We start from the raw sequence: 25130 nt of genomic DNA on the forward strand, positions 1-25130 counted from the left end.
CCTCGATGAACCCGTACGACGAGATCCGCACCGCGTACATCACGCTCGGCTGGCTCTTCGAACCCGGCAACCCGCCGCTGACCCGCCGGGTCATCGCCGACGGCCCCGACGAGGTCGTCGCCGCCCTCCTCGACGAGCCGCTGATCCCTGCCATGCTGCGCCGTGAACTGCGCGGCCAGCCCGACCACCAGCTCTGGGCCCAGGCCCGGCACACCGCCCAGGACAGCCACATCATCACGCCCAGTGATTCCACCTGGCCCTGCGGATTCGACCCCGACGGCCCGCTGTGCCTATGGAGCCACGGCACCGGAGAACCGCCGTACGCCGCCGAAGCCATCACCATCGTCGGGTCCCGCGCCTGCACCGCCTACGGCAGCCACGTCGCCACCGACCTGGCCGGCGGCCTCGCCGAACGCGACTGGACCATCGTCACCGACGGCGGATACGGCATCGCCACCAGCGCCATGCTCGGGGCCCTGCGCACCAGCCGTCCGCCCATCGCCGTCCTGCCCGGCGGCCTCGACCACCTTCACCCCACCGGCAACCGGCAGCTGCTCGAACTCGTCGGCGACACCGGGCTGCTCCTGAGCCCGTACCCGCCGGGCGCCGAGCCCGTCCGCGACCGCGTGCTCTACGTCAAACGCCTACTGGCCGACCTGAGCACTGCGACCGTGCTCGTCGAAGCCCCACCACGGAGCGCAGCCCTGCACGCCGTCCGGCGCGCACTGCATCTGGGCCGTCACGGCCTCATCGTTCCCGGGCCGGTCACCTCCGTCCACTCCGGCGGCGGCCTCGACGTGCTGCGCACCGACAGCCGGGCCCGGCCGGTCGGCAGCGTTGCCGACATCCTCACCGATCTGACCTGATTTCTGCGGGCGGCCATCTCCGGATGGCCGCCCGTTCTCTTCGCTTCACGGGCAAAAAATCCCTATAAAAAACGACTTGGTACGCCTGCGGCTGGCCTAGGCACCATGGCATGACCGGCGGTGGGCAGCGGCGGCGGCACGCTCCCGCGTCAGCCCTTTGGCAAGGTCTGACCGTTTCCAATCAGACCTTTTTGTCCGCGTATTCCCCTACTGTGCGGGGATGGCGGGCCGAAACCGTGGCTCGCCTCGCGATCCCCATCGAAGAGGGGCACCGACCCGTGCGTCATCCACTCGGCCGGCTCGCTGCGATCCTCGCCGCCGTCGTGACCGCCACCGCAGTGTCCGTGGTACTCCCGCCCACCGTGCGACCGGCGCTCGCCGCGCAGACGGTCTGCCCGGCCGCGGTGGTCCTGACCAACGGTGACTTCGAGCAGCCGGTCATCTCCAGCGGCTCAGTCTCGATCATGTCGCAGTCACTGATCCCGGGCTGGCTGACGACCGCCTCGGACCGGCAGATTGAGCTGTGGCGGGGGTACGGCGGGGTCGTGTCGGCGTCCGGCAGTCAGCACGCCGAGCTGAACGCCAACATGGTGTCGACGCTCTACCAGGACCTGCCGACCACTCCGGGACAAACGCTGCGCTGGCAGCTGAGCCACCGCGGCCGGACCGGCACCGACACCATGGCGGTCGTCATCGGGGCGCCGTCCGGCACGCTCGTGCAGCAGGGCTCGAACATCTCCGACCCGAACACCGCCTGGGGCACCTACTCGGGGGTCTACACGGTTCCGGCCGGACAGACCTCCACCCGGTTCGCCTTCCGGTCGGTGTCCTCGGCCAGCACGAGCCCGAGTGTCGGCAACTTCCTCGACGCCATCTCGTTCGGCTCGGCGGCCTGCCTGGGCACGACCACCACGGTCGCCAACGCGAACGGCTCGACCAGCGCGAACGTGGGGGACACCCTCACCTACACGGTGACGACCCGCAACAACGGCGGCAACCCGGCCCGGCTGGCGTCGGTCAGCGACGTACTGCCCGTCGGTACGACGTACGTGCCGGGCTCGCTGAGATCGATCAGCGGGTCGACGACCGTCAAACCGACGGACGCGTCCGGTGACGACGTCGGTGAGTACAACGCCGGTTCGCGGACGGTCAACGTCCGGGTCGGGTCCGGCGCGAACAGCTCGACCGGCGGCACGCTCGCGCCGGGGGACAGCCAGACGGTCTCGTACCAGGTCCTGGTGACCTCGGCGCTGGCCGGGACGACGCTCGACAACGACACGACCGCGGCGTACACCGAAACGCTGTCCGGCAGCGCCACCACCTCGACGTCGGACACCGCGAGCATCGCCGTCAACCCGGCCGCCGACCTGTCGGTCACCGCGGCCCTGGCCAGCGCGGCGGTGGTCGCCGGGCAGGCGGTCGCCTACACCGTGACGGCGAGCAACGCCGGGCCGAGCGCCGCGACCTCGGTGCAGCTGATCGGCACGGTGCCCGCCGGACTGACCGGAGTGACCGCGGCGTCGCCCGGCGGCACCTGCACGGTCAGCGGCACCCGGGCCGAGTGTGACTACGTGAGCGTGGCCTCGGGCGCCACCCGGACGATGACGATCACCGGCAACGTGCCGCCGGGGGAGACCCCGGCCACCACGTACACGCTGGCCGCCGCGGTGACCAGTGCGACGTACGAAACCAATCAGGCGGACAACTCCGCATCGGTCAGCAAGTTGTCGACGGCGAGCGCCAACCTGGGGGTGACCCTGACCTACGCGCCGGCGGTGCCGATCGCCGGATCCACCATCACCTACTCGGCGGTGATCACCAACCAGGGCCCGTCGACGGCCCGGAGCATCGTGCTGTCCGACCCGATCCCGAGCGGCTCGACCAACGCCTCGGCGGTGGTGCCCGGCGGCTCCTGCGCGTCGACGTCGACCGGCACCATCGAGTGCACGCTGGCCAGCCTGGCGTCCGGCGCCAGTGTCACGGTCACCATCACGATGACGCTGAGCGGCACGACGGTGAACAACGCCGTCTCGCTCAACTCGAGCACGCCCGACCCGGACATCAGCAACAACATCGTCACCGTGACCGGCGCCGGGGCCCAGCAGGCCGACATCGGCATCACGCTCAGCCTGGGCGCCACCACCGCGTACGCCGGGGACACGACGACCTACACCCTGATGGTGCACAACTACGGGCCGTCGATGGCGGACAACGTCACGTTCGTCCCGGTGCTGCCGCCCGGCGTTTCGATCATCCGGCCGACCACCGGGCCGTTCGCCGCCTACTGCACGCCGAACGCCTGCACCATCCCGCACCTGCCCAACGGCGCCACGATCCCGCTGTCCGGCACCGTCGTGCTCGCGCCCGACGCGCAGGCCGGCCCCGGCACGGCGACCGTCACGGTCATCTCCACGACCACCGACAACAACCCGGCCAACGACAAGCTCACCACCAACTTCACCGTGCTGCTGCGCAGCGACCTGAGTGTGGCCCAGACGATCACCGATCCGGACCGGTCTGGATCGAACGCGGTCGCCGGCGAGCATGTCCGCAACGTGGTGACGGTGACCAACCAGGGCCAGACCCGCGCCGAGGGTGTCCTGGTGCAGCAGCCGATCCCGGCCGGGCAGCCGGTCCCGGCCGCGTCCACGGCGGCGGGCGCCTGCACCTTCCAGGGCACCACTGACCTGAACGGCATCACCCCGGACGGCGGCCTGTTCGTCTGCTCCCAGCCGCAGATGGCGACCGGCGCCACCTGGACCATCACCTTCGACAGCCTGCTGCCGGCCGGGTTCAGCGGCGCCAACTTCGCCCGGACCGCGACGGTGTCGGCGACCTCACCCGACCCGGACTCGTCCAACGACAGCGTGACCACCACGATCCCGGTCGCCCGCATCGCCGACCTCGGCATGTCCGAGACCACCGGCACCCCGCACGTGACGGCCAGCGACCCGGTCCAGTTCACCGTGACCGCGCGTAACACCGGCCCGTCCGACGCCACCACCGTGGTGATCCAGGTCCAGCCGCAGACCGGCCTGCTGATCAGCGCCGGGTCCGCCGCCGCCGGCACGTACGACCCGGGCACCGGCCGGTGGTCGGTGCCGGTGGTGGCGGCCGGTGCGACGCTGACGCTCACGCTCACCGGTACGGCCCTGGTCGCCGGCAGCCCCGCCAACACCGTCCGGCTGCTGTCGGCCGACAGCACCGACCCGGCCGCCGGCAACAACACCGCCCAGGCCACCGTGGTGATCGACCCAGCCAACTCGTCGCTGCGGATCACCGCGGCGGCCACCGTCGCGCCGGCCGGCCGGCAGAACGCGGCGCTCGCCGGCGACACGGTGACCTACCGGTTCACCGTGGTCAACGACGGCAACGTGACGATGAGCCAGATCAGCGCCGCGGACGCGCTCACCGGCACGGCCACCTGCCCCGGCACGTCGCTGGCCGCCGGCGCGTCGATGGTCTGCACCAGCACCACCCCGTACGTGATCACCCAGGCCGACTTCGACGCCCAGCAGCCGGTCTACAACAACGCGACGGTGACCGCCACGCCGCCGGGCGGGGCGGCGGCGGCGACCTTCGGGCCGGCCGCGGCGACCGTCACCCTGGCCACCGGCACCGCCTCGATGCGGGCCACGGTCACCGCGGCGGTCAGCCCGTCCGGGCACACCGGCGCGGCCCGGGTCGGCGACACGGTCACCTACACCTATCTGCTCACCAACGACGGCAACGCGGCGCTGACCCGGGTGGCCGCGACCGACACCCTGGGCGGGGCGGTCACCTGCCCGAGCGCCACCCTCGCCGTGAACGCCTCGATGACCTGCACCGGTGGCACGCCGTACACGGTCACCCAGGCGGACATCGACGCCGGCGGACCGGTGGCCGACGCCGCGACCCTGACCGGCCGGCTCGCCAACGCGGCGAGCGATCGGACCTTCGGGCCGTTCTCCACCAGCGTGGCGGTCGTCCCGGCCGCACCCGCGCTGTCCGCGGTGGTGACCGCGGCCGTGACCCCGCCGGCCCGGCAGAGCGCCGCGGCGAAGAACGACACCATCAGCTACTCGTACGCCGTGACCAACACCGGCAACGTGACCATGACCGGCATCGGCGTGACCGACACCCGCACCGGCATCGGCACCTGTCCCGGCGGCCCGCTGGCCGTCAACGCCACCGTGACGTGCACCAGCACCGGCTCGTACGCGGTGACCCAGGCCGATGTCGACGCCGGCGCGCCGATCAGCGACAGCGCCACCGTCTCCGGTCGCGCGCCCGGCGCCGCCGCGTCGGCCTACGGGCCGTTCAGCACCGCGGTGCCGGTCGCCGTGGCCGCCCCGATGCTCGCCGTCGCGGTCAACGCCACGGTCAGCCCGCTGGCCCGGCAGAACGCCGCCCGGGCGGGCGACACCATCGGCTACAGCTACACGGTCAGCAACAACGGCAACGTCACCATGTCCGCCATCGCGGTCACCGACACCCGGCTGGGCGCCGCCACCTGCCCGGCCACTCCGCTCACCGCGGGCGCCTCGGTCACCTGCACGATCGGCGGCACCTACACGGTCACGCAGGCCGACGTCGACGCCGGCAATCCGATCGTGGCCACCGCCTCGGTCACCGGGCGGGCCCCGGGCGCGGTGTCCGGCACCACCTTCGGGCCGGCCAGCACCTCGGTGACCGTCGCGGCCGCCGCGCCGTCGCTGGCGGTCACGGTCGCCACCGCGGTCAACCCGGCCGCCCACCAGAGCGCCGTCCGGGTCGGCGACACCATCGCCTTCACCTACACCGTCGTCAACGACGGCAACGTGACGATGACCGGCATCGCGCTGACCGACCCGCTCGCCGGCACGGTCACCTGCCCCGGCTCGACGCTGCTCGTCGGCGCCTCGATGACCTGCACCGGCGCCGCGCCGTACACGGTGACCCAGGCCCGGATCGACGCCGGCCTGCCGATCACCGTCAGCACCACCGTCGCCGCCGGCGCCCCCGGCGGCGGCACCCCGGCGTTCGGGCCGTTCACCGCCACGATCAACGTCGCACCGTCCGTCCCGTCGCTGAGCATGGCGGTGACCGCCCTGGTCACCCCACCGAGCCGGCAGAATCAGGCGCAGGTCAACGACACCATCGCCTACCGGTACGACCTGAGCAACACCGGCAACGTCACGATGGACACCATCGCGATCGCCGACACCCGGGGCGGCGCCGGCAGCTGCCCCGCGACGACCCTGGCCGTCGGGGCGTCGATGACCTGCACCAGCACCGGGTCGTACACCGTCGACCAGAACGACATCAACACCGGCACCCCGATCGCCGACAGCGCCACCCTGACCGCCCGGGCGCCCACCGCGGCCGGGGCCGGCACCTACGCGACCGGCTCGGACACGGTCGCGCTGGCTCAGGCGGCCGCGTCGCTGACCGTCACGACCACGCCCGCGGTGACCCCGCCCGCCAACCGGTTCGCCGCCGCGACCGGCAACACCATCGACTACAGCTACCTGGTCACCAACAACGGCAACGTGCCGATGACCGCGGTCGGCGTCACCGACTCGCTGATCGGCGCGGTCACCTGCCCCGGCACCACGCTCGCCGTGGCCGCCTCGATGACCTGCACCAGTGTCACGCCGTACACCGTCACCCAGACCGACGTCGACACCGGTGGATCGGTGGCGTCCACGGCCACCGTGCAGGGCCAGGGCCCGAGCGATCTCGCACCACAGCCGTACGGGCCGTTCCCGGCGAGCGTGCCGATCGCGCCGGCGAACCCGCTGCTGCAGATCACCACGACCGGGAACGCCGGCGGCGTCAATGCCGGTTCCACGGTGACGTTCAGCTACGCGGTCCGCAACATCGGCAACGTCACGATGGACACGCTGCGCGTCAGCGGCTCCACCGGTGGGGCGGCGTCCTGCCTGGTCACGACGCTCTCCGTCGGCGCCGGCACCACGTGCACCGGTGGCACGTACACCATCACCCAGACCGACGTCGACACCGGAGCGCCGATCTCGGACACCGGCGGCGCCATCGCCCGGCGCGGCGGCACTCCCACCGACCTGACCTTCGCGGCGCCGGCCGTCACCGCACCGGTGGCCGCCGCCGCGCCGACGCTGACCATCGCCAGCACCGCCACCGTCTCCAATGCGGCCCACCAGAGCGCCGCCGCGGCCGGCGACAGCATCACGTACGCGTACACCGTCACCAACACCGGCAACGTCACGATGGACACCCTGGCCGTCACCGACACCCTGTTCGGCACGGTCACCTGCCCCGGCGCGCCACTGGCGGTGACCGCCACCGTGGTCTGCTCCACCGCCACCCGCCCGGTCACCCAGTCCGACCTCGACGCCGGGCTGCCGATCGTCTCCGACGCCCACATCCACGGCCGGCAGGTCGGATTCCCGGCACCGTACTCCTTCGGCCCGGCCATCGCCACCATCAACGTGGCCCCGGCCACCACCGCGCTCACCGCCGCCGTCACCGCCGTGATCAGCCCGGCCGGCCACGTGACCGCCGCCGACACCGGCGACACCGTCACGTTCCGCACCGTGCTCACCAACAGCGGCAACCAGACGATCAGCGACCTGTCCGTCACCGACCCGCGGTCCGGGGCCGCGACCTGCCCGGCCACCAGCCTGGCGCCGAACGCGTCGATGACCTGCCTGAGCACCACCCCGTACACCGTCACCACCGCCGACGTCGACACGAACGCACCGGTCGCCACCACCGTCACGGTCGCCGGCCGCAGCCCCGGCGCGGCCTCCGCGACCACCCTCACCTCGCCGTCGGCCTCCTTCCCGGTGGTCGCCTCCGGCCCCGCGCTGGGCATCACCGCCAGCACCGCGGTCACCCCGGCCGGCCACCACGACCAGCTCATGCTCGGCGACACCATCGCCTACCGGTACACGGTCCGCAACATCGGCAACGTGACGATGACCGGCATCGCGGTCACCGACACCCGCAGCGGCTCGGCCGCCTGCGCCGCGACCACCCTGGCCCCGGGCGCCACCACCAACTGCACCGGCGGCGCCACCTACCCGGTCACCCAACCGGACGTGGAGGCCGGCACGCCGATCACCTCCAGCGTCACCGCCACCGGCCGGGCCACCGGTACCGTGCCGGTCCTGTCCTTCGGCCCGGTCACCACCACCGAGCTTATGGCCGCCGCCGCCGACTCGCTGGCCCTCGCCGTCAGCGCCACCGTGGCACCGGCCGCGCACCAGCTCGGCGCGGTCGCCGGGGACACGGTCACCTACCGCTACACGGTGACCAACGACGGTGACGTCGCGGTCACCGGCATCAGCCTCACCGACTCCCGGGCCGGCCGGATCACGTGCCCGACCGGCCCGCTCGCCGTCGGCGCGGTGCGGACCTGCGCCGCCCTGGCGCCGTATCAGGTGACCCAGGCCGACGTCGACGCCGGTGTCGCGCTGGCCGATCAGGCCGAGGTCCGTGGCCGCCGGCCGGGGGCGCCGTCCGACACCGTCTACGACCAGCAGTCGGGATCGGTGCCGGTCGCCCCGGCGCAGGGGCAGTTGCTGGTCGGGGTGAGCGCGGTCATCGAACCGAAGACGAGGGCCGGCGAGATCTCCGCGGCGGACGTCGTGCTCTCCGCCGCCCCCGCGGCCGGCGACAACATCCGCTACCACTACAAGGTCTTCAACACCGGCAACGTCACGATGACCCATGTCAGCGTCCACGACGGCCTGGTCGGCAAGGCCACCTGCCCGTCCACCACGCTGGCGGTCGGCCAGTCGATGTCCTGCGTCGCCGACGCCGTCTACCAGGTCACCCAGCAGGACATCGACACCGGCCGGATCATCACCAACACGGCGGTCGCCAGCGGCGCCGACCCCGCCACGACGACCGTGCAGTCACCGCCGGGCGCGGCGAACACGCCGGTCGAACCCGCGGCACCGTCGGTCACCGCCAGCCAGCAGCTGCATTGGAACGACGCGGACGGCGACGGCAAACCCCGCACCACCGACGACATCACCTCGACCGTCGAGGTCGCCAACAACGGCAACGTGACCCTCACCGGCGTGGTGCTCACCGGCCTGCCGGTCACCGTGACCTGCCCCAGCACCACCCTGGCCCCGGGCGAGAAGATGACCTGCACCTCCGCGCCCTACCACCTGTCCGAGCAGGACATCGCCGGGGGGACGAGCTTCCTGGTCCGGGCCGACGCGAGCACCCCGACCAAACCGTCCGGTGTGCAGGCCGAAGCGCCCGGCTCGATCACTCCGGCGGCTCCGTCGGCATCGCCGTCCCCGTCGATCTCCCCGTCGAACAGCCCCTCAGGACACGCCTCACCCAGCCACTCGCCGACGCCTACGGCCACGCCGACGCACCCGGCCACGCCCACGCACACCGCGGCGCCGACCCGGTCACCCGGTGAACCCGGCACGCCCGCCGCACCCTCCCCGCTGCCCCGGCCGCACTCGCCGGTCACCGGAGGCGACTACATGCCGCTGCTGATCGGGGGATGGATCCTCGTGGCGGGTGGGGTGGCCCTGATCCTGCTCAGCCGGCGTCGTCTTCGCCGCCGATGAGGCATCGGATGGTGGCGCGGCGCGCTATGCGGGCAGATCCCCGGCCAGGAGCCGGATGGTGAAGGCACCGGGTGCCGACTGCAATCCGACGTAGCCGCACACCTGGTGGCTGATCCAGAGCCCGAGGCCGCCGCTCGGCGCATCACGCTTGGCCAGCAGACCCGCGAAGGGGTCAGTCGGCCCGTCGCCGCTGTCGGTGACGGTGACGACGACCCGGCGTGGTCCCGCCCAGGCCCGAAGCACGACAGGGGCCCGGCCGTGTTTTTCGGCGTTGGTGACAGCTTCGCTCACGGCAACCAGCAGGCCGGCGTGATCCTCGGCGGTGAGCAGGTCGCCGGCGAGCGCGGCCACCGAGCCGCGGGCCGGCCCGCTCCCCGGATCGAGCAGCTCCAGGTGCGGCGGTTGCTGCTCCAACGGGTCGCACCAGTGGTCGCTCCGGTGGGCGAGAAGAAGTCCCACCGGGTCTTCGAACGCGGGGTTGGCGGCGTGGCCACCGGCGTGGGCGATGTGCGGGTGGGTGCGGCGGACCTCGGCGATGACGTGGTCAGGCGCCGTACGGGTGTCGTACGGGCAGACGCCCCAGACCGGGAACTCGTCGTAGGCGTGGTTGACAGCAGCCTCGTAGCGTCGCCACGAGTCCCAAGGGACACCCACGCCCGGGTGGGGCACGTCGCCGGCGACGCGGATCTGCTGCACTCCGGCTGCGGCGTATCGGCCGAACAGCTCGCGGTAGGTACGGATGGCGCTGGCCGGTCGAAGGTACTGGGCCTCACCGCCGAGGTATCGGATGCCGCTGTCATCGCCGAACACGTCGTGAATCAGGTTCTGGTTGGTGGCGGCGAATGCGGCGACGACGGGTTCGCCTGCTTCGAGTCCTGCGGTGAAGAAGGGCACGATCGTCGACAGGAACGCTTCGTCGCTGTCGTAGAAAGCAGTTTCGTGGAAGTAGCCGCGGTGGCCGGCGGCGGCACCGGTTCTCATGGGCGCACCAGCACTTGCAACCCTTTCAGCGGGACCACCCGAGTGATCATGGCGGCGATCGAGGCCTCGTCGGCATACAGTACGGCGGTGGCACCCCGGTCGGCGACATAGTTCGCGAGCTCGACGAGGCCGCGGTAATCCACGAAAGTCAGCGGCGAGGCGTCCACCAGCAGGCGACCGTCGAGCGGCTCCGGCCGGGCGTGCCGCAGCGTCGTGGCGAACAGAAGTCGGTTCTCGGGATCGATCTCACCGGCCACCACGATGTGCGCGTCGGGGTGGCCGCCGGCGTAGAGGCGGAATGCGCTGGTGTCCTCGCTCAGCGCGGGATGGATGCAGGTCGCCGCGGCCAGGCCGGAGGGTTCCAGCGCGGTGCGGTGGAAGCCGCACATGCCGGTCATCGGGTGGTGGGCCATGTGCGCGTCGATGAGCAGCTCGTAACGGGTCCACGCCGCCCGCTGTTGCTCGGTCAGCACCAGTGACGTCACGTCGGCCGCGACCCGGAGCCCGCTCCACCCGTCCTGCAGGGCTCGTTCGGCGGCTCCGACGAATGCGGCCACCTGCCGCTCCGGATCGACCGGTTCGCCGGCGCTGTACACGGTCCTCACCGAGGTCAGCTCGGCCTGACCACTGGCGAGGGCCTCGTCCCAGCCGGGCATCTCGGCCGGGCCGTCGCCGTCGGTTCCCGCGACGTAGACGACCCGCTGCCGGCGGGCGAGTCCGGCGGACAGGAACCGGCCGGCACGTACCTGAAAGTCGGCCGGCTTGTCGAAGACCCAGCCGACATGGTCGTGCACACCCGCCTTCTCCGGTGTGTCGATGATTCCCGCCAGCCGCATCGGTCGACTCTACGCTCGTCCGGCCGCCTCCGCTGTCGGCAGGGTTGCGATTGCGGAGCTGCTCTCAGCAGAACGTGACAGCGGCCGATGTGGCTGGTTGATCCGGCGCGCACGGGCCTGATGATGAGCGGGAGATACGGTGCTCGACGAACAGAAGCGGTGGCCGGTCCGTCACGAGGCCGATGGTGTCGATGCGGATCTTCAAGCGGTCGCGGTGCTGGCGGCTCAACTCTGTCAGATGCCGATGGCCGCGGTCAGCCTGATGGGCGAGCGTGACCAGCGGTTCGTCGGTTCGGTGGGTTTCGACGGCGTCAGCGTCGACCGCGGTTCGTCGTTCTGCGCCGAGGTGGTGCAGAGATCGGCCGCGCTGCTGGTCCCCGACACGCATGCCGATGTTCGGTTCGCCGACCACCCGTGGGTGACCGGAAAACCGCATATCCGTGCCTATGCCGGGGTGCCGATCCTGTCCGCCGATCACGTCCCGGTGGGCACGGTGTGTGTGCTGGACACGCAGCCGCGCACACCGTCGGCGTCGCAGATGGCAGCGTTGGAGTCGCTGGCGATGGTCACCCGACGGCTGCTGCAGGCGCAACGGGCCGGCATCGAGCTGGTCGCCGTACAACAGGCACAGCAAGCCGCGAACAGCCAGTTCCAGACCGCCTTCGACCACCTGACCACCGGTATGACCCTCGTCGACGACGGCGGCAGGTTCCTGCGGGTCAACCGCGCCTTCGCCGACCTGCTCGGCTACTCCGTCGACGACCTCGTCGGACGCAGCTTCCGCGAATTCACCGACGACACCGACATCGACACCGATGTGCAGGCGATCACCGAGCTGGTGGCCGGTCTGCGCCGCGCGGCGCTCCGGGAGAAGCGCTACCGGCACCGTGACGGCTCGCTGATCTCGGCGCTGGTGTCCAGCTCGCTGATCCAGCCGGATCGCGACGGCCCATGGCAGCTGCTCAACAGTGTCGAATCGCTGACCGAGCGCCGTGCCGCCGAAGCCCGGCTGCTGGAACTGCACTCGGCGGTCGACGGCATCATCACCATCGACGGACACGGCCGGGTGCTGGCCTGGAACCTCGGCGCGCAGAACCTGCTCGGTCACTCGGCCGCCGACATGCTCGGCCAGCCGCTGGACCGCATCATCCCCGCCCACGCCCGCGCGGCGCACAACGCCGGCGTGGCCCGGGCCGCCAGCGGCCAACCGACGCGACTGGTCGGTACCACCGTCGAAGTGCCCGTCGTGCACGCCGCCGGCCACGAACTGCTCACCGAACTGTCCCTGTCGAGCTGGACGCAGGACGGCCGGCCGCGTTTCACCGCCGTCCTGCGCGACATCACCGCCCAGCGCCGTACCGAAGTAGCCACCGCGCTGACCCGGCACGCTGCCGTGACCGCCAACAGCACCGACGTGTTCGCCGACGCCGCGGCCGCCATCGTGCGGGAGGTGTGCACCCGGCTGGGCTGGCGTGCCGGTCACGCATGGACCGCCGACGACAGCCGCGCCATCTGGCATGTCGGCGAGCACCTGGGTGCCGGTGGCGAGCCGCACCCGGCGACCAGCGCACCGCAGCCGGGACCGGCAGGGCGGTGCCCGCTGCACGTCCTGGCCGCCCAGCACGCGGCACCCACCCGCGAAGACCTGCCGTTCTCCTCGACGGTGCAGGTGGCGACCGCCCCGCGCGAGTTGCAGCCGATGGGCCCGGCGGTGCACGCGTGCGGGATCGGCGCTGCCGTCGCCGTCCCCGTGCTCGCCGGTGGCGAGGTCACCGGCACCCTGGCCTTCTACCTGCCGCACAGCAGCCCTGCGCCGGATACCGAGATCATCACCGCGCTCGAACAGGTGGGGATGGCTGTCGGCCGCGTGGTGGAGCGCCAGCGCACCCGTGCTCACCTGGCCTGGCAGGCCTCCCACGATCCGCTTACCGACCTGGCCAGCAGACGGCTCCTGCTGGAGCGCATCGGTGCGGCGCAGCGCGAAACCGCGACCACGGCCGGCACCCGGTATGCGGTACTGCTGCTCAATCTCGACCGGTTCCGCACCATCAACGACTCCCTCGGGTACGCCGTCGGCGACGAATTGCTGCGGCAGGTCGCCGACCGGCTCCGGACCGCCGTCCGCACCGGCGACCTGGTGGCCCGGCTCAGCGCGGACGAATTCGTGATCCTCACCCGTCACCTCACCGATGACCCGGGCGGTCCGGCCGACATGTTCGCCGCCGTCGCCCAGCGCCTCCTCACCCGGCTGGCGGAACCGGTACAGATCGCCGGGCACCGCCTGCAGCTACGCGCCAGCATCGGCCTGTGCCCGATCAGCACCGCGCATGCCGGCGGCAGCCACAACCCGGCACGGCTGCTCCGCGATGCCGATGCGGCTCTGCGGCACGCGAAGCGGCGGGGCAAGAACCAGATCCAGGTGTTCGACGCCGGCATGGCCGACCGCGCGGAACAACGCCTCGGTGACGAAACCGCCCTTGCCGAGGCGATTCTCGGCGACCAGTTGCGGCTGCACTACCAGCCGATCGTCGACCTGCCCACGGGCTGCGTCGTCGGTGCCGAAGCTCTCGTCCGCTGGCAGCGGCCCGGTCACGGCATGGTCCCACCGGATCGCTTCATCGCCCTGGCCGAAGACACCGGGCTGATCATCGGACTGGGCCGATGGGTTCTGCGCCGCGCCTGCCACGACGCGGCGGCGTGGCCGGAACTCGTCCCGGCGATGGCGAATGCATCCATAAGCGTCAACGTTTCCGCTCGCCAGCTGGTCCATCCGGAATTCCTTGCCGACCTCGACGCCGCCCTGGCCGACAGTGGCCTGGACGCACGCCGCCTGACTCTGGAGATCACCGAGACGGCGCTGATCGGAGAGACCGAGGCCGTGCTGGAGGTCCTGCACGCCGTCCGCCGCCGGGACGTGCAACTGGCCCTGGACGACTTCGGCACCGGCTACAGCTCGCTGAGCTACGTGCAGCAGCTACCCGCCACCATCCTGAAGATCGACAAGAGCTTCGTCGACCCCATCAACGGACCGGGCGACGGCATCGCCCTCAGCGAAGTCGTCATCAAGCTCGCCGCCGCAACCGGATTGCGCACCGTGGCCGAAGGCGTCGAGACCCGCGAACAGGCCGAGGCTCTGCGCCTGCTCGGCTGCCAGCGAGGCCAGGGCTACACCTGGTCGCGGCCGGTACCTCAAGATCAGTTGGGGCAGGCTGTCGCCGGCATGACGCCCGCACCGGTCGAGGGGGCGAGGATCTGACACCACCTGATCGCGCACGGAAAGCGGTCAGAGCGTGAAGACCTCGATGTCGGTCTCGGTCCGGCGGCCCCGTTCGACGTTGATGGTCTCCGGGTGCTCCGGGCCGAGCACCTCGCGCATCCGCTCGATGGTGGCGCCGCGCAGCGCGGCGGCCTCGTCGTGCCGGCCGTCGCTGTCCAGGTCGACGGCCAGGTTCGCGGCGACGGCCAGCGTGTTCGGGTGGTCGGCGGCCCGCACGGCCAGCGACCGGTCGTACGTCTCGCGGGACAGTTCGAGGGCGGCCAGCTTCTCCCCGGCGGCGGCCAGGTTGTTGGTGTGGTTGGCCGCGCAGATCAGCGTGTGCGGATGGTTCTCACCGAGCCGGTCGCGCAGCCGAACCAGGTTCGCGGCGTCGGACTCGTACGCCTCGGCGCGCATGCCCAGCGCCCGGTAGACGATCGCCAGGTCCACCGCGCACAGCAGCGTCTGCGGATTGTGCGGGACGAACGTCTCCTGGTACGCGGTCAGCGTCTCCTCGCCCCGGCGCCGCGCCGCCATCACGTCGCCCTGCACCCGCATGGTGTTGACCAGGGTGACCGCGGCCGCCAGGGTGGCGTCGTGCCGGGGGCCGAGCAGACCCCGCAGCGCCTCCTCGGCGACGACCGCGTGGGCGTAGGCCTCGGCGAGGTGACCGGTTTTGCGGTGCAGGATCGCCAGGTGGCGCCGCGCGTTCAAGACGACGCGGTGGTTGACGCCGAGGTTGTTCTCGAACTGGGGGAGACGCTCGGTGAGGCGCTCCTTGGCCTCGGTGTAGCGGCCCAGCGCGATCAGGTCACGGGTGAGCTCGTTGATCGAGTCCAGGGTTTCCGGGTCCGAGCTGGTGACGTCGACCTGCCGGCGCTGCCGGACGTTGGCCTCGTCGATCTCCAGGGCCTCGGTGAAGCGGCCGAGCAGCCGGTAGTTGATCGCCACGTTGTTGGCGGCCCGCAGCGCGCTGAACTCGTCGACGTCGGGCGCCGCCCGGTGGTCGGCCAGCGTTTTCAGGTCGCTGGCCAGCGCGTTCTGGTACTCGCCGAGGAAGCGCAGGTCGACGCCGAGGCTGTTGGCGACGGCCAGGGTGTATTCGTGCCCGGCGCCCAGCGTCCGCTCCAGAATGCTGTGCGCCTCCAGGGTCTCCTCGCGGGCGTGCCGGTAGTCGCCGAGCAGCCGCAGAGCGTTGCCGAGGTGGAAGCGGACGCGCAGGGTCATCACGTCGTCGGGGCCGAGCCGGCTGCGCCAGTTCTCCAGGGCGTGCTCGGCGATGCGCCGGCTCTGGGCGTAGTCGCCGGTGCTGAAGTAGAACCGGATCTGGTCGACCAGGACCTGCCGCACGTGCGGGTCGTCGGAGAATACCAGGCCGGACGGCACCACATGCGGGGTGATCTGCCGGTGCCGGCTCCAGGTCTCGCCGTTGTCCGGGTCCCCGGGGTTGGCGAAGGCGAGCACCTCGTGCGCGGCCTTCTGCACGGCGGCGCGGTCGTCGTCGCCGAGGGAGTCGCGCAGCACCGCCCGGACCAGGCTGTGCACGGTCATGAAGTCGCGGGACGGGTCGATCTGGGCCAGCGCGTACTTGCCGAGCGCCTGGACCGCGCGGCGGAAGGACAGCTCGTTCTGCAGCGCCTTCTTGAGTTCCGGGCGCAGGGCGGCGCCGCGGCCGGAGCGCAGCATCGGGATGGAGATCGGCTCGGAGCTCAGGAAACAGCACAGCTGCAGCAGCTGCGCGGCGGCCGGGTTCTCCTTCCGCAGCTGGTCGAAGTTCATCTGCCAGGTGGCAGCCACGGGGCGAGGATAGTCGGCGGGGACCGTGCCGGTGACGGTTTCCACCAGATCGTCATAGTTTGCCAGGTACTCCGCGAGGTGGATGCCGGTCTCGGCGTGGAACGCGGCGGCCTGGTTCAGCGCCAGCGGCAGGTGCCCGAGGCGCTCGGTGAGCAGTCGGGCCTGCTCGGGGTCGAGGTGCTCCCAGCGCTGCCGGAGGAAGGCCAGGCTCTCCTCGGGGGTGAAGACGTCCACCTCGATGAAGTTCGAGACGCCGCGCCACTCGGCGTTGCGGGAGGTGATCAGCACGTGCCCTTTGTCGCCGCTGGGGATGTACTTGCGCACCGTCTTGACGTCGGTCGCGTTGTCGAACACCAGCAGCCACGACGAATACTGGGCACCCACCCGGATCGCGTCGAGCGTATTGTCGATCATGTACTGGACGTCGGCGGTCTCCGGCATGTCGAGCGCCTTGCCGAGCGACACCATCGACCGGCGGATCGCCTGCTCGTCGTCGGCCGGGATCCAGAACACCAGCTTGTAGAGACTGCTGAAGCGGTACGCGTACTCCAGCGCGACCTGGGTCTTGCCGACCCCGCCGAGCCCCTGCAGCGCGTGCGGCAGAACGGCCGCCTCGCTGGTGCTCTGCAGCGTGTCGCGGATCCGGTGGAGCAGGTCGGTCCGGCCGGAGAAATACGCGTTGCGGGGCGGCAGACCCCGCATCACGGCGGGAACCGCAACCGGCGGCGCGGTGATCTGGCTCAGCATGTCCTCGGCTCCGGTGTCGTCTTGGTACAACAGCGGTAGATTATCGTCCGTTTCGCCCGATAGGTCCGGGGGATCGCCGGCCTCGGCAGGTGATACGGACGAGACGCTCGTACAGATCGCCAGCAGTCGTTCCGTCATGCCGAGCCGGGTCGCGGCATGGGTGATCAGCCGGTGCAGATCCCGGTCGCGGTCCGGATCGGAGGCGTGCGCGACGGTCTCCAGCAGGCGCCAGGTCCGCTCCATCAGGGCGCCGGAACCCTGCTCGTACGCGTGCAGCACGGCCAGCACCTCGGCGGCCTCGACCTCGCCGGGGCCGCCCAGGTCGACCAGGTCGGTGAGCTCGGCGCGGCGTACCGCGGCGGCCAGCACGTCGTGCGGCAACTCCACCATCACCCGGGCGATCGCCTGCCGCTCCGTCTCACTCAGCGAGGGCGGCGCGTAGATCTCCCGCATCACGCCGACGAAGGTGTCCCACTCGGGGGAGTCGTCGACGACGAGCGCGACCGCGTCGGCGAAGGTCTCGGCGGCGCCGCGCCGGGCGCACTCGCTGAAGATCTCCCAGATGTCCATGCCGGCGGTGCTGGACCGGGCCGGGTCGACATCCACCAGGTCGGTGCGCAGCTCGCGCAGGATGCTGGCGCGCACCCCCGGGTCGGTGATCCGGTCGATCTTGAGCAGGGCCTTCTTCAGCCGGCGGCGATCGGCCACCGTCGGCTGGCGGACGCCGGTGCGGTTGTCCAGTGCTCCATTGTGCTCAGGGTGCAACGACTGCCCCAACCCCTCGGCAATTCCCCTATCCATCGATGCTATCGAGGCGCACCGCCGGACGCAGTCCCGGAAGTCGGCCACGGTTCGCGACGAAACGTACGATGGTCAATGTCTTGGGGTCGTGCTCAGGGGCTCCAGTGCCGGTCGAAGGCGTCGACGATCCGCTGGAACGCCGCCCGATCGCTCATCGACAGATCGAGGACTCCCTCCAGGGCCGCCCGTCCGGTCCGGAACCGCTCGCACGTGCGCACCCAGTCGATCACGTGTTCGCGCGGCGTCGAGGAGTACGCCACCGCCGACCGGATCTCGTCCGGCATGGTCATGATCATGCGTTCCCGCCGCGGTGTGCTCGCCACCTCCTCGGCCGCCAGCATGACCGCGACGATGTCGCGCAGCGCGGCGATCGGCATCCGGCGATCGGTGCGCGGCGTGGCGTACACGTTGCCCTCCCGGACCGGCGTCTTCAACCAGACGTACACCGGGGTCTGGCGGGCCCGCCCGGCCAGCCGCAACTCGGTGAACCGCCGGTCGATCCGCTCGGCGAGCGCCGCCACGTCCAACCCGGTCGCGGGCAGTCCCGCACCGGTCAGATCGGCGAGCACCTCGGCGGTGAACAACCCGGCCCGCGGCACGGTCAGACTGTCGGCGACCTCACCGACCCCGGCCGCGAACAGCGAGAACTGCTCCCGGTCGGACCGCCGCGGACTCTCCGGCCAGCCGTCGACCGGCAACCGGTTCACATACCCGCGCTCCGACGCCAGCACCTGACACGCGTCGACCAGGAACACCTGCCGTCGCAACCCGCGGACGTCCACCCCGGCCAGAAAACGGCGCAGCGCGTCGAAATCGACATTCCGCTTGTCCGCGGTCGTCGCGTCAGCGCAGAAAAGACGATGATGGTGTACGTCGTCAAGCGCCCCGTGCCCACCCCAGTGGACGAACAGCTCCGCCGCGCCGTCACCCGCGATCTCCCGGGTGAACAGGTCGTACAGGACCGCCCGCGTCGGCCGCCGCACCGGCAGGCCCAGCGCCTCGACCGCGGCCCGGTTGTGCGGCAGGGCCGACACCAGCAGCGTGATCCCCTCGTCCGGCACCCCGCTGCGCCGCAGCCAGGTCACCACCCGCACCGCGTCCATCGCCGGCCCGTCCAGCGCCCACGGGTCACCGGCGTCGTACTCCTCCACCGCGACCACCACCGCGCGCAGACTGACCGGCATGCAGCGGGCGCCTTTCGTGCACTCAGCGGACTTAAAGGAATGATGATGGTCGACGTAATCTGAGTCAATTGGGTGTCACCGGCACCGCGGCATGAGGAGACGAGCATGGCAGCGACTGGTGACGACACTTCCCCCACCGAGCCGCGCGCGACGGCCGACGTGCCCGGCCGGCGGCTCATCGACCTGATCGACGCCGGCGACGCCGACCTGGCCGCCTCGATCAGCGAGCTGGTCGCCCTCCTGGACCGGCCGACCGGGGTCCGGCAGGGCTGGCAGAGCGCGATCACCGAGGAGTGACCCGCCGCCTCGCCCCACCGCTTATCCGGTTGACGACCCGGCTCGCCGCGCCATGATGGACCACATGCGACAGCACACCCGCCGGATGACGAGCCCCGCCACGGGGCCTGCCGGCGTGCGCTGATTCCGCCACCACCAGCCCCTCGCTTCAGGGGCTGGCCGGGCCGGTCCGCCCCGGATCGGACGCCCCGTGAGTCTCTACGTCACCACCGCCATCCCGTACGTCAACGCCGCACCCCATCTGGGCCACGCTCTCGAACTGGTGCAGGCCGACGTGCTCGCCCGTCACCGGCGCCTGCGCGGTGCGCCGGTGCGGTTCCTGACCGGCACCGACGAGAACGCGCTGAAGAACGTGTCCGCGGCCGCCGCGGCCGGTGTGCCGGTGACCGATTTCGTGGCGGGCAACGCGGCCCGGTTCGCGAACCTCGCCGAGGTCCTCGACCTGTCCGTCGACGACTTCATCCGGACCGGCAGCGACCCGCGGCACGCACCCGGCGTCGAACGGTTGTGGCGGCAGTCCGCCGCCCGGGGTGACTTCTATCAGCGGGCGTACGAGGGTCTCTACTGCCCGGGCTGCGAGCAGTTCCTGAGCCAGGACTCGTGCCCGGAGCACCGTGCCGCGCCCGAAGTCGTTCGCGAGACGAACTGGTTCTTCCGCCTGTCCCGTTATGCCGGCGCGGTGCTGGACGCGCTGGAGTCCGGCCGGGTGCGGATCGAGCCGGCGACCCGGCGCGCCGAGGTGCTGTCGTTCGTGCGCGCGGGGCTGGCCGACATCAGCGTCTCCCGGCCGGCGGCCCGGGCCGCCGGCTGGGGGATTCCGGTGCCCGGCGATCCCACCCAGGTCGTCTACGTGTGGTGGGACGCGCTGGCCGGCTACCTCACCGCGCTGGACGGCAGCGCCTACCGGGAATGGTGGGTCGCATCATCGGAGCGGGTGCATGTGATCGGCAAGGGCATCGTCCGCTTCCTCGCCGTCTACTGGCTGGCGTTGCTGTTGTCGGCCGGGCGGCCGCTGCCGACCGCGATCTTCGTGCACGACTACCTGACCGTCGACGGGGCGAAGATCTCGAAGAGCACCGGGACCGCCGTCAGCCCCGACGATCTGGTCGCCCGCTACGGGGTCGACGCGGTGCGGTGGTGGCTGCTGCGGGACGTGGCGAGGGTCGGCGACACCGACTTCACCGAGCCGCGACTGGTCACCCGTTATCACCAGGATCTCGCCAACGGTCTGGGCAACCTGGTCAACCGGACGCTGACCCTCGTCCACCGGCTCCGTGCCGGCATCGTTGCTTGCGGGACCCAGCCGCCGCGCGATCTGCCGGACGCCGTCGACCGCGCGCTGGCGGCCTTCGACTTCCGGGCCGCCACCGACGCGATCGCGGCCGGCGTCGCGGACGCCAACCGGCTCATCGAAGCCGAACGCCCCTGGGAACTCGACGGCGACCGGCTCGACGAGGTGCTCGCCGCCCTGGTGGCGACCTGCCGGACCCTGGCCCGCGAGTTGTCACCGTTCGTTCCCGGCGGCGCCGCCCGGCTCAGCGCCCAGCTGGGCGCCGGCCCGCGGGTGGGCGCTCCCCGCCCGGCCTTCCTACGCCTGGGGTAGACGGTCCGGGCGCTCGGCTGCGGCCGCGGGCAGGGTGAACCAGAAGCGACTGCCCCCGCCCGGGCCGGTGGTGACGCCGATCCGCCCGCCGTGGCGTTCGACGATCCGCTTGCAGATGGCCAGGCCCAGGCCGGTGCCGGGGCGGTCGCCGCGGTTGGCGCAGCGGTGGAAGGCGTCGAAGACGCAGGACCGCTCGGCGGCCGGGATGCCGATGCCGTGGTCGGCGACCTCGATGAGCACGGTGCCGTCCGCCATCGGGGTGGCGCTGACCACGATCCGCGGCGACTGCCCGGCCCGGGCGTATTTGACGGCGTTGCCCACCAGGTTGTCGAACACGTGCCGGAGCAGGCCGGCGTCGGCCAGCACCTCCGGCAGCGTCGTGGCCACGGTGACCGCGGCGGTGGGGTGGTCGGCGACGACGTCGGCGAGCACCGCGCCCAGGGGTACCGGGGTCGCGTCGAGGGCGTATTCGGCCCGGGCGTAGTCGAGCAGATCCTGGGTCAGCCGGGTCATCCGGTGCAGACCGCGCTCGATGGCGGCCAGATCCCGGGCGAAGTCCTCGCCCAGCGCCGACGCGTAATCCGTCCGGATCGTGTCGACGTGCGCCGCGACGCTGGTCAGCGGGCTCCGCAGGTCATGCGAGGCGGTGACCATCAGGGTGCGCAATTCGGTCTCGCGCTCAGTTTCACATTCGGTGTCCAGCATTGCCATTCCCACGATGTCCGTTGTGTGCCGGTGGTACGGAGGATTGTGTGACGCCGGATCCGATGGTGCGGCCGGCCCGCAAGATGAGTTTTCCCACGCTGTACCGAGCGCGGTGCGGCCGTCCTGATACCTTCCGTTCAGTCGCGGGGCGCGGTCGCCCGGCGGGCGAAACCGGCCGACTCCCGCCGCAGCGTCGTCCGCATCATGCCCCCGAGCACCGCTGTCGCCGCCCGCGCCGCGGCGCCGTCGACCTCCAGGACCAGCGTCATCCGGGTGCCCGCGCCGGCCGGCTCCAGCAGGTGCCGGCCGGTCAGGCGCAGCCCCGTTCGGCGGGTCTCCCAGGTGAACTCCCGGCCCGCCTCCAGCCGGGTCACCGTCCAGATCGCACTGAGCTGCCCGGGCTGCTTCACCCGGGCCCGGGTGCCGACCCGCACCTCACCGGCGTCGAGGCGTTCGACACGCTGCACGGTCGGCAGGAACTCCGGCCACCCGTCGATCTCCACGGTCAGCCGCCACACCACCTCGACCGGCGCATCGATCAGCGACGTTTCCTCGTAGCGCATGCGGCGACTGTACTTTCTCCGCCGACGCGCCGGGCCCCACGAAGGTCGTTGCGTGACCGGCGCGGACGGACATACTGGGACCAGGTTCCGGTCGCATCGTGGCGGAGGTCCGGGTGGGGCAGACGCTGCGCCGGTGGTCATGGCCACTTCCGTCGCTCGTGGTCCTGCTCGTGGTAACGCCGTTGACCGCTTGCTCCCTCTCCACCCCGCTGTGCACGGCTGCCGCCGGCCTGGTCACGGACGGCCGACTCACCGCGGCGGAGTACGTCTATGGGGAAGCGCGGAAGTCGGACGAGGGCGACTGCGCCGGTGACGGGATCGAGCGGGTGGCTGGCCGGCGGAAGCAGGCCGCCGGATCCGATGCCACAGGGCGCGCCGCTGTCCGACGCCATGACAGGACACGAGCGGCGGCGGCCTTCCGCGCCGCGCTGAAGATCGACCGAAACGACGCCGATGCGGTGGCCGGCTTGCTGAAGCTGGGCACGGCGCCCTCGGCCCCGGTGGCTGGACCGGTCACGATCGTGACCACGCCCGTCACCGGAGGCCCGTCGATCGGCGCGCTCAGATCAGGTTGCGCACTGGCCCTGATCACATCGCTCGCATTGGCGATCGGCATGTGGTGGACACGGCGTCGGGCAGGAAACCTCAGAGCTGAGTCGACCCGGATCCGGAAGGCCGGGGAGACCAGCCCTCGGACGACGTCCTCGTCGCTGATTTCCATCGAGCGGCAGGTGCGGGCACGGCTGGCGCAGGTAAGTGCGGCGGCGGAATCCGCGGACCTACGGGTAGCGGATCTCGAAGCCGACATGGCCAAGCTGCGGGAGCGGGTGGACCGAGCGGAGCAGGGCCATCGCGATGCCCTCTTGCTGGCACACCAGTTGTTCGAGGCGCTGCGGGCGTCGCGTCCGGCTGAGGTCGTGGTGATCGAGGAGAGTTATGACGCCTGAGAGCGGTGATCTCCTCCGGATCGGCGTGCGGGTCTGGTGGCTGCGGCAGTGGCGCGATGATGGTCGACTCGTGGTCACCCGCTCGGTGGAACTCGACAGCGAAAAAGAGGCGAGTCCTGTCCTTGAGTGGTTCATGTCGGAGCCGGCCAACGGTTTGCAGGTGGCCATCGAGCTGCTCCGGTATGCCGACGTCCCTGCTCCGGACTGGCGCCGACTACTGCTCGGATTGCAGATCGGTGCGCTTGCAGAGCCGGTACGGCTGCCGCTGCTGGGTCCGGAAGCGGTTGCTGATCTGCGGTTGAAAGTGTCCTGCGGGGCCCTTCGGCCAGAGCTTCTCTTGACTGTCGACCTGTCACCGAAGGCTGGGCAGAACAACTCAGGCCGGGTGCATTTCATGACCGCCACACTGGGGCAGGTCGCTCAAGATCCGTTGGCTCGGGCATGTCGCGAACTGGCAGGCGGCCAGCTCCAGGTACCTCGATCGCCCGGGGGACCGCGGGTTCGGCGGTCGACGTGGATGGATGAAGTCAGGTGGGGTCAGGATGGTCCGACGCCCCCGGCGAGCGCTCTTTCGGGCCCCACTGGCGTGACCCTGCACGGCGCCCGAGGTGTCCAGGTAGGCGACCACAATCTTCAGGTCAACAATTTCCGTACTGAAGTCAAGATCCTGGTCAGCATGTTCCACATCGATCGCGGCGTCGGGCCCGGCGATCTGAACGGAATCTTCGGGGTCGAGGCGGTCCAGGACGGTATCGGGCAACTGCAGCAGTCTCCCAACGACGAAGTCGCCCGTGCGAAGGTGGCGTCGTTGCTCGCTGATGCCGCGCAGGCGCCGGTAAGGGTGTCACCGGTCTTCTTGCCGGCGCCGGTCGAGGACGTGGCGCTGCACCGGCTGCTGGCGGCGCTACTCGCCTTCTCGGCAGGCGCTCCGGGGGCCGGAGACGACGAAGACACCTATCTCGCACCGGCCACGCGCGAGGTGTCGGCTCTGCTGACCGACTTTCCTCGAGTGACACGTACGCTGGCGGATCTGATCGTCGGGGGCGACCGCGACCTTGCCGTGCTCCGCCGCGGAACTCGCGCGGTGCGGGACCTCATGCCGCAGGAGGCCCTTCCGGAGCCCGCGATCCTCTACGGGCCTGGCGGTGGAGAACTCCTGCGGGTGGAGCGAATCAACCAGATGGTTGCTGACGCAGACGGCGGCATTTCATCCGTCCGTGACGCCCGTGTGACGGCCCTGGACTTCCCCACTCTGCGGAAAGACAGAGTCGAGCGAACTGCCCAGGCTGAAGGCGAGATAGTGCCGCTTCGACGGGCGTCGAGACAATAGGTGGCTGAAGGGGAGGCCGGCTTCTGAAGTGGATGGCGTGGACACCGCATCAGAGGAGTTCAGCGGCGTCCGGCACCGCCGGACGGCTGGACCCGCAGGGTGAACTCGTAGACCGTGTCGTCGTTGACGATCTAGCCGCGACGTCTCACGAGCCCGGCACGGAACGCGCCGTCCTGGTCCGGACGGGCTGGGTGCGGCCGCGGCGGGCGAAGCCGCCGCCGGCGGGCCGGGGCTCCGCGGTGGCGGCGGACGGGCTGCGGTTGATCGTGCGGCGCAGGCTGGGATGCCGGGTCTCCCAGGCGTCCCGGACCCGGGACGGCAGGTGCAGGTCACGCCACACCCGACGGAGCATGGCCGGGTTGATCAGGTCTTCGACCTCGCCGCAGCCGGCGGCCTCGCACAGCACCTGCTCGTAGGCGTGCCGCAGCTGGGCCGGATCCTCCAGATCGTACCGGCGACGGCTGGCGTGACCGCAGGCCATGTGATGCGGGACTTCGAGGACGCCGACGCTGTGGCCGTGGAGGTCGTCGATCCGGTCGGGGACGGCGGGAGCCCGGCGGACGGCACTGCGATCGCGGCGGCCGTCGCGGGTGGCGACATACGACATGACCTCAGGTTAGGACCACCCCGGGCATGCTTCGCCGCGGTCACCGGCAGCGGTGACAGGTGGGGAGAAT

At 71.2% G+C, this 25130-nt stretch carries 14 protein-coding genes; 7 read left to right on the forward strand and 7 right to left on the reverse strand.

Annotated elements, in window-relative coordinates:
• Nucleotides 1-5: 5 nt before the first annotated feature.
• Both ACSP50_RS17060 and ACSP50_RS17065 read left to right on the forward strand, forming a co-directional pair.
• Entirely contained in the window at nt 6-866 is an 861-nt protein-coding gene (locus ACSP50_RS17060) for a DNA processing protein DprA (RefSeq protein ID WP_014690482.1), read from the forward strand.
• Between the two features lie 278 nt (nt 867-1144).
• Nucleotides 1145-9406 (forward strand): DUF11 domain-containing protein, encoded by an 8262-nt coding sequence (locus ACSP50_RS17065; RefSeq protein ID WP_043511591.1) that lies wholly within the window; start codon nt 1145-1147, stop codon nt 9404-9406.
• A gap of 24 nt (nt 9407-9430) precedes the next feature.
• Here the strand turns inward: ACSP50_RS17065 and ACSP50_RS17070 are convergent, their stop codons facing one another.
• A complete protein-coding gene (locus tag ACSP50_RS17070; RefSeq protein WP_014690484.1) occupies nt 9431-10387 on the reverse strand; it encodes an anti-sigma factor RsbA family regulatory protein in 957 nt (318 codons plus the stop codon).
• Nucleotides 10384-11223, reverse strand: a complete 840-nt coding sequence (locus ACSP50_RS17075) for an MEDS domain-containing protein (RefSeq protein ID WP_014690485.1) — start codon at nt 11221-11223, stop codon at nt 10384-10386. Before ACSP50_RS17075 ends, ACSP50_RS17070 begins: the two co-directional genes overlap by 4 nt.
• 139 nt (nt 11224-11362) lie before the next feature.
• Between ACSP50_RS17075 and ACSP50_RS17080 the strand changes: the two genes are divergently transcribed.
• On the forward strand, nt 11363-14479 hold the full coding sequence (locus tag ACSP50_RS17080; protein ID WP_014690486.1) for an EAL domain-containing protein: 3117 nt from the start codon (nt 11363-11365) through the stop codon (nt 14477-14479).
• A gap of 27 nt (nt 14480-14506) precedes the next feature.
• Here the strand turns inward: ACSP50_RS17080 and fxsT are convergent, their stop codons facing one another.
• Complete coding sequence (gene fxsT, locus ACSP50_RS17085; protein WP_155123527.1) at nt 14507-17824, reverse strand: FxSxx-COOH system tetratricopeptide repeat protein; 3318 nt, start codon at nt 17822-17824, stop codon at nt 14507-14509.
• Between the two features lie 92 nt (nt 17825-17916).
• Entirely contained in the window at nt 17917-19008 is a 1092-nt protein-coding gene (locus tag ACSP50_RS17090) for a caspase family protein (RefSeq protein ID WP_014690488.1), read from the reverse strand.
• A 105-nt stretch (nt 19009-19113) separates the two neighbouring features.
• On the opposite strand from ACSP50_RS17090, the gene ACSP50_RS41945 reads away from it, so the two are divergent.
• Together ACSP50_RS41945 and ACSP50_RS17095 are read left to right on the forward strand one after the other, a co-directional pair.
• Entirely contained in the window at nt 19114-19305 is a 192-nt protein-coding gene (locus tag ACSP50_RS41945) for a hypothetical protein (RefSeq protein WP_014690489.1), read from the forward strand.
• 190 nt (nt 19306-19495) lie between these two features.
• Nucleotides 19496-20908, forward strand: coding sequence for a methionine--tRNA ligase (locus ACSP50_RS17095; RefSeq protein ID WP_014690490.1), 1413 nt, complete (start codon nt 19496-19498; stop codon nt 20906-20908).
• Here ACSP50_RS17095 and ACSP50_RS17100 read toward each other — a convergent pair.
• Nucleotides 20894-21613, reverse strand: a complete 720-nt coding sequence (locus tag ACSP50_RS17100) for an ATP-binding protein (protein WP_052311603.1) — start codon at nt 21611-21613, stop codon at nt 20894-20896. The two genes, ACSP50_RS17095 and ACSP50_RS17100, sit on opposite strands and share 15 nt — an antisense overlap.
• Before the next feature lie 137 nt (nt 21614-21750).
• A complete protein-coding gene (locus ACSP50_RS17105; RefSeq protein ID WP_014690492.1) occupies nt 21751-22176 on the reverse strand; it encodes an SRPBCC family protein in 426 nt (141 codons plus the stop codon).
• 113 nt (nt 22177-22289) lie between these two features.
• On the opposite strand from ACSP50_RS17105, the gene ACSP50_RS17110 reads away from it, so the two are divergent.
• Complete coding sequence (locus ACSP50_RS17110) at nt 22290-23123, forward strand: hypothetical protein (RefSeq protein ID WP_014690493.1); 834 nt, start codon at nt 22290-22292, stop codon at nt 23121-23123.
• A complete protein-coding gene (locus ACSP50_RS41950; RefSeq protein WP_014690494.1) occupies nt 23113-24453 on the forward strand; it encodes an RIP homotypic interaction motif-containing protein in 1341 nt (446 codons plus the stop codon). Before ACSP50_RS17110 ends, ACSP50_RS41950 begins: the two co-directional genes overlap by 11 nt.
• Before the next feature lie 145 nt (nt 24454-24598).
• Here the strand turns inward: ACSP50_RS41950 and ACSP50_RS43035 are convergent, their stop codons facing one another.
• Complete coding sequence (locus ACSP50_RS43035; protein WP_014690495.1) at nt 24599-25060, reverse strand: hypothetical protein; 462 nt, start codon at nt 25058-25060, stop codon at nt 24599-24601.
• Nucleotides 25061-25130: the final 70 nt, after the last annotated feature.

This window comes from Actinoplanes sp. SE50/110 (assembly GCF_900119315.1).
In the GTDB taxonomy this organism is placed as follows: Bacteria; Actinomycetota; Actinomycetes; order Mycobacteriales; family Micromonosporaceae; genus Actinoplanes.

Coding starts and splice junctions, on each gene's coding strand:
- ACSP50_RS17060 (WP_014690482.1), top strand. CDS start 6: ATGAACCCGTACGACGAGATCCGCACCGCGTACATCACGCTCGGCTGG.
- ACSP50_RS17070 (WP_014690484.1), bottom strand. CDS start 10,387: ATGAGAACCGGTGCCGCCGCCGGCCACCGCGGCTACTTCCACGAAACT.
- ACSP50_RS17075 (WP_014690485.1), bottom strand. CDS start 11,223: ATGCGGCTGGCGGGAATCATCGACACACCGGAGAAGGCGGGTGTGCAC.
- fxsT (WP_155123527.1), bottom strand. CDS start 17,824: ATGGATAGGGGAATTGCCGAGGGGTTGGGGCAGTCGTTGCACCCTGAG.
- ACSP50_RS17090 (WP_014690488.1), bottom strand. CDS start 19,008: ATGCCGGTCAGTCTGCGCGCGGTGGTGGTCGCGGTGGAGGAGTACGAC.
- ACSP50_RS41945 (WP_014690489.1), top strand. CDS start 19,114: ATGGCAGCGACTGGTGACGACACTTCCCCCACCGAGCCGCGCGCGACG.
- ACSP50_RS17100 (WP_052311603.1), bottom strand. CDS start 21,613: ATGCTGGACACCGAATGTGAAACTGAGCGCGAGACCGAATTGCGCACC.
- ACSP50_RS17105 (WP_014690492.1), bottom strand. CDS start 22,176: ATGCGCTACGAGGAAACGTCGCTGATCGATGCGCCGGTCGAGGTGGTG.
- ACSP50_RS41950 (WP_014690494.1), top strand. CDS start 23,113: ATGACGCCTGAGAGCGGTGATCTCCTCCGGATCGGCGTGCGGGTCTGG.
- ACSP50_RS43035 (WP_014690495.1), bottom strand. CDS start 25,060: ATGTCGTATGTCGCCACCCGCGACGGCCGCCGCGATCGCAGTGCCGTC.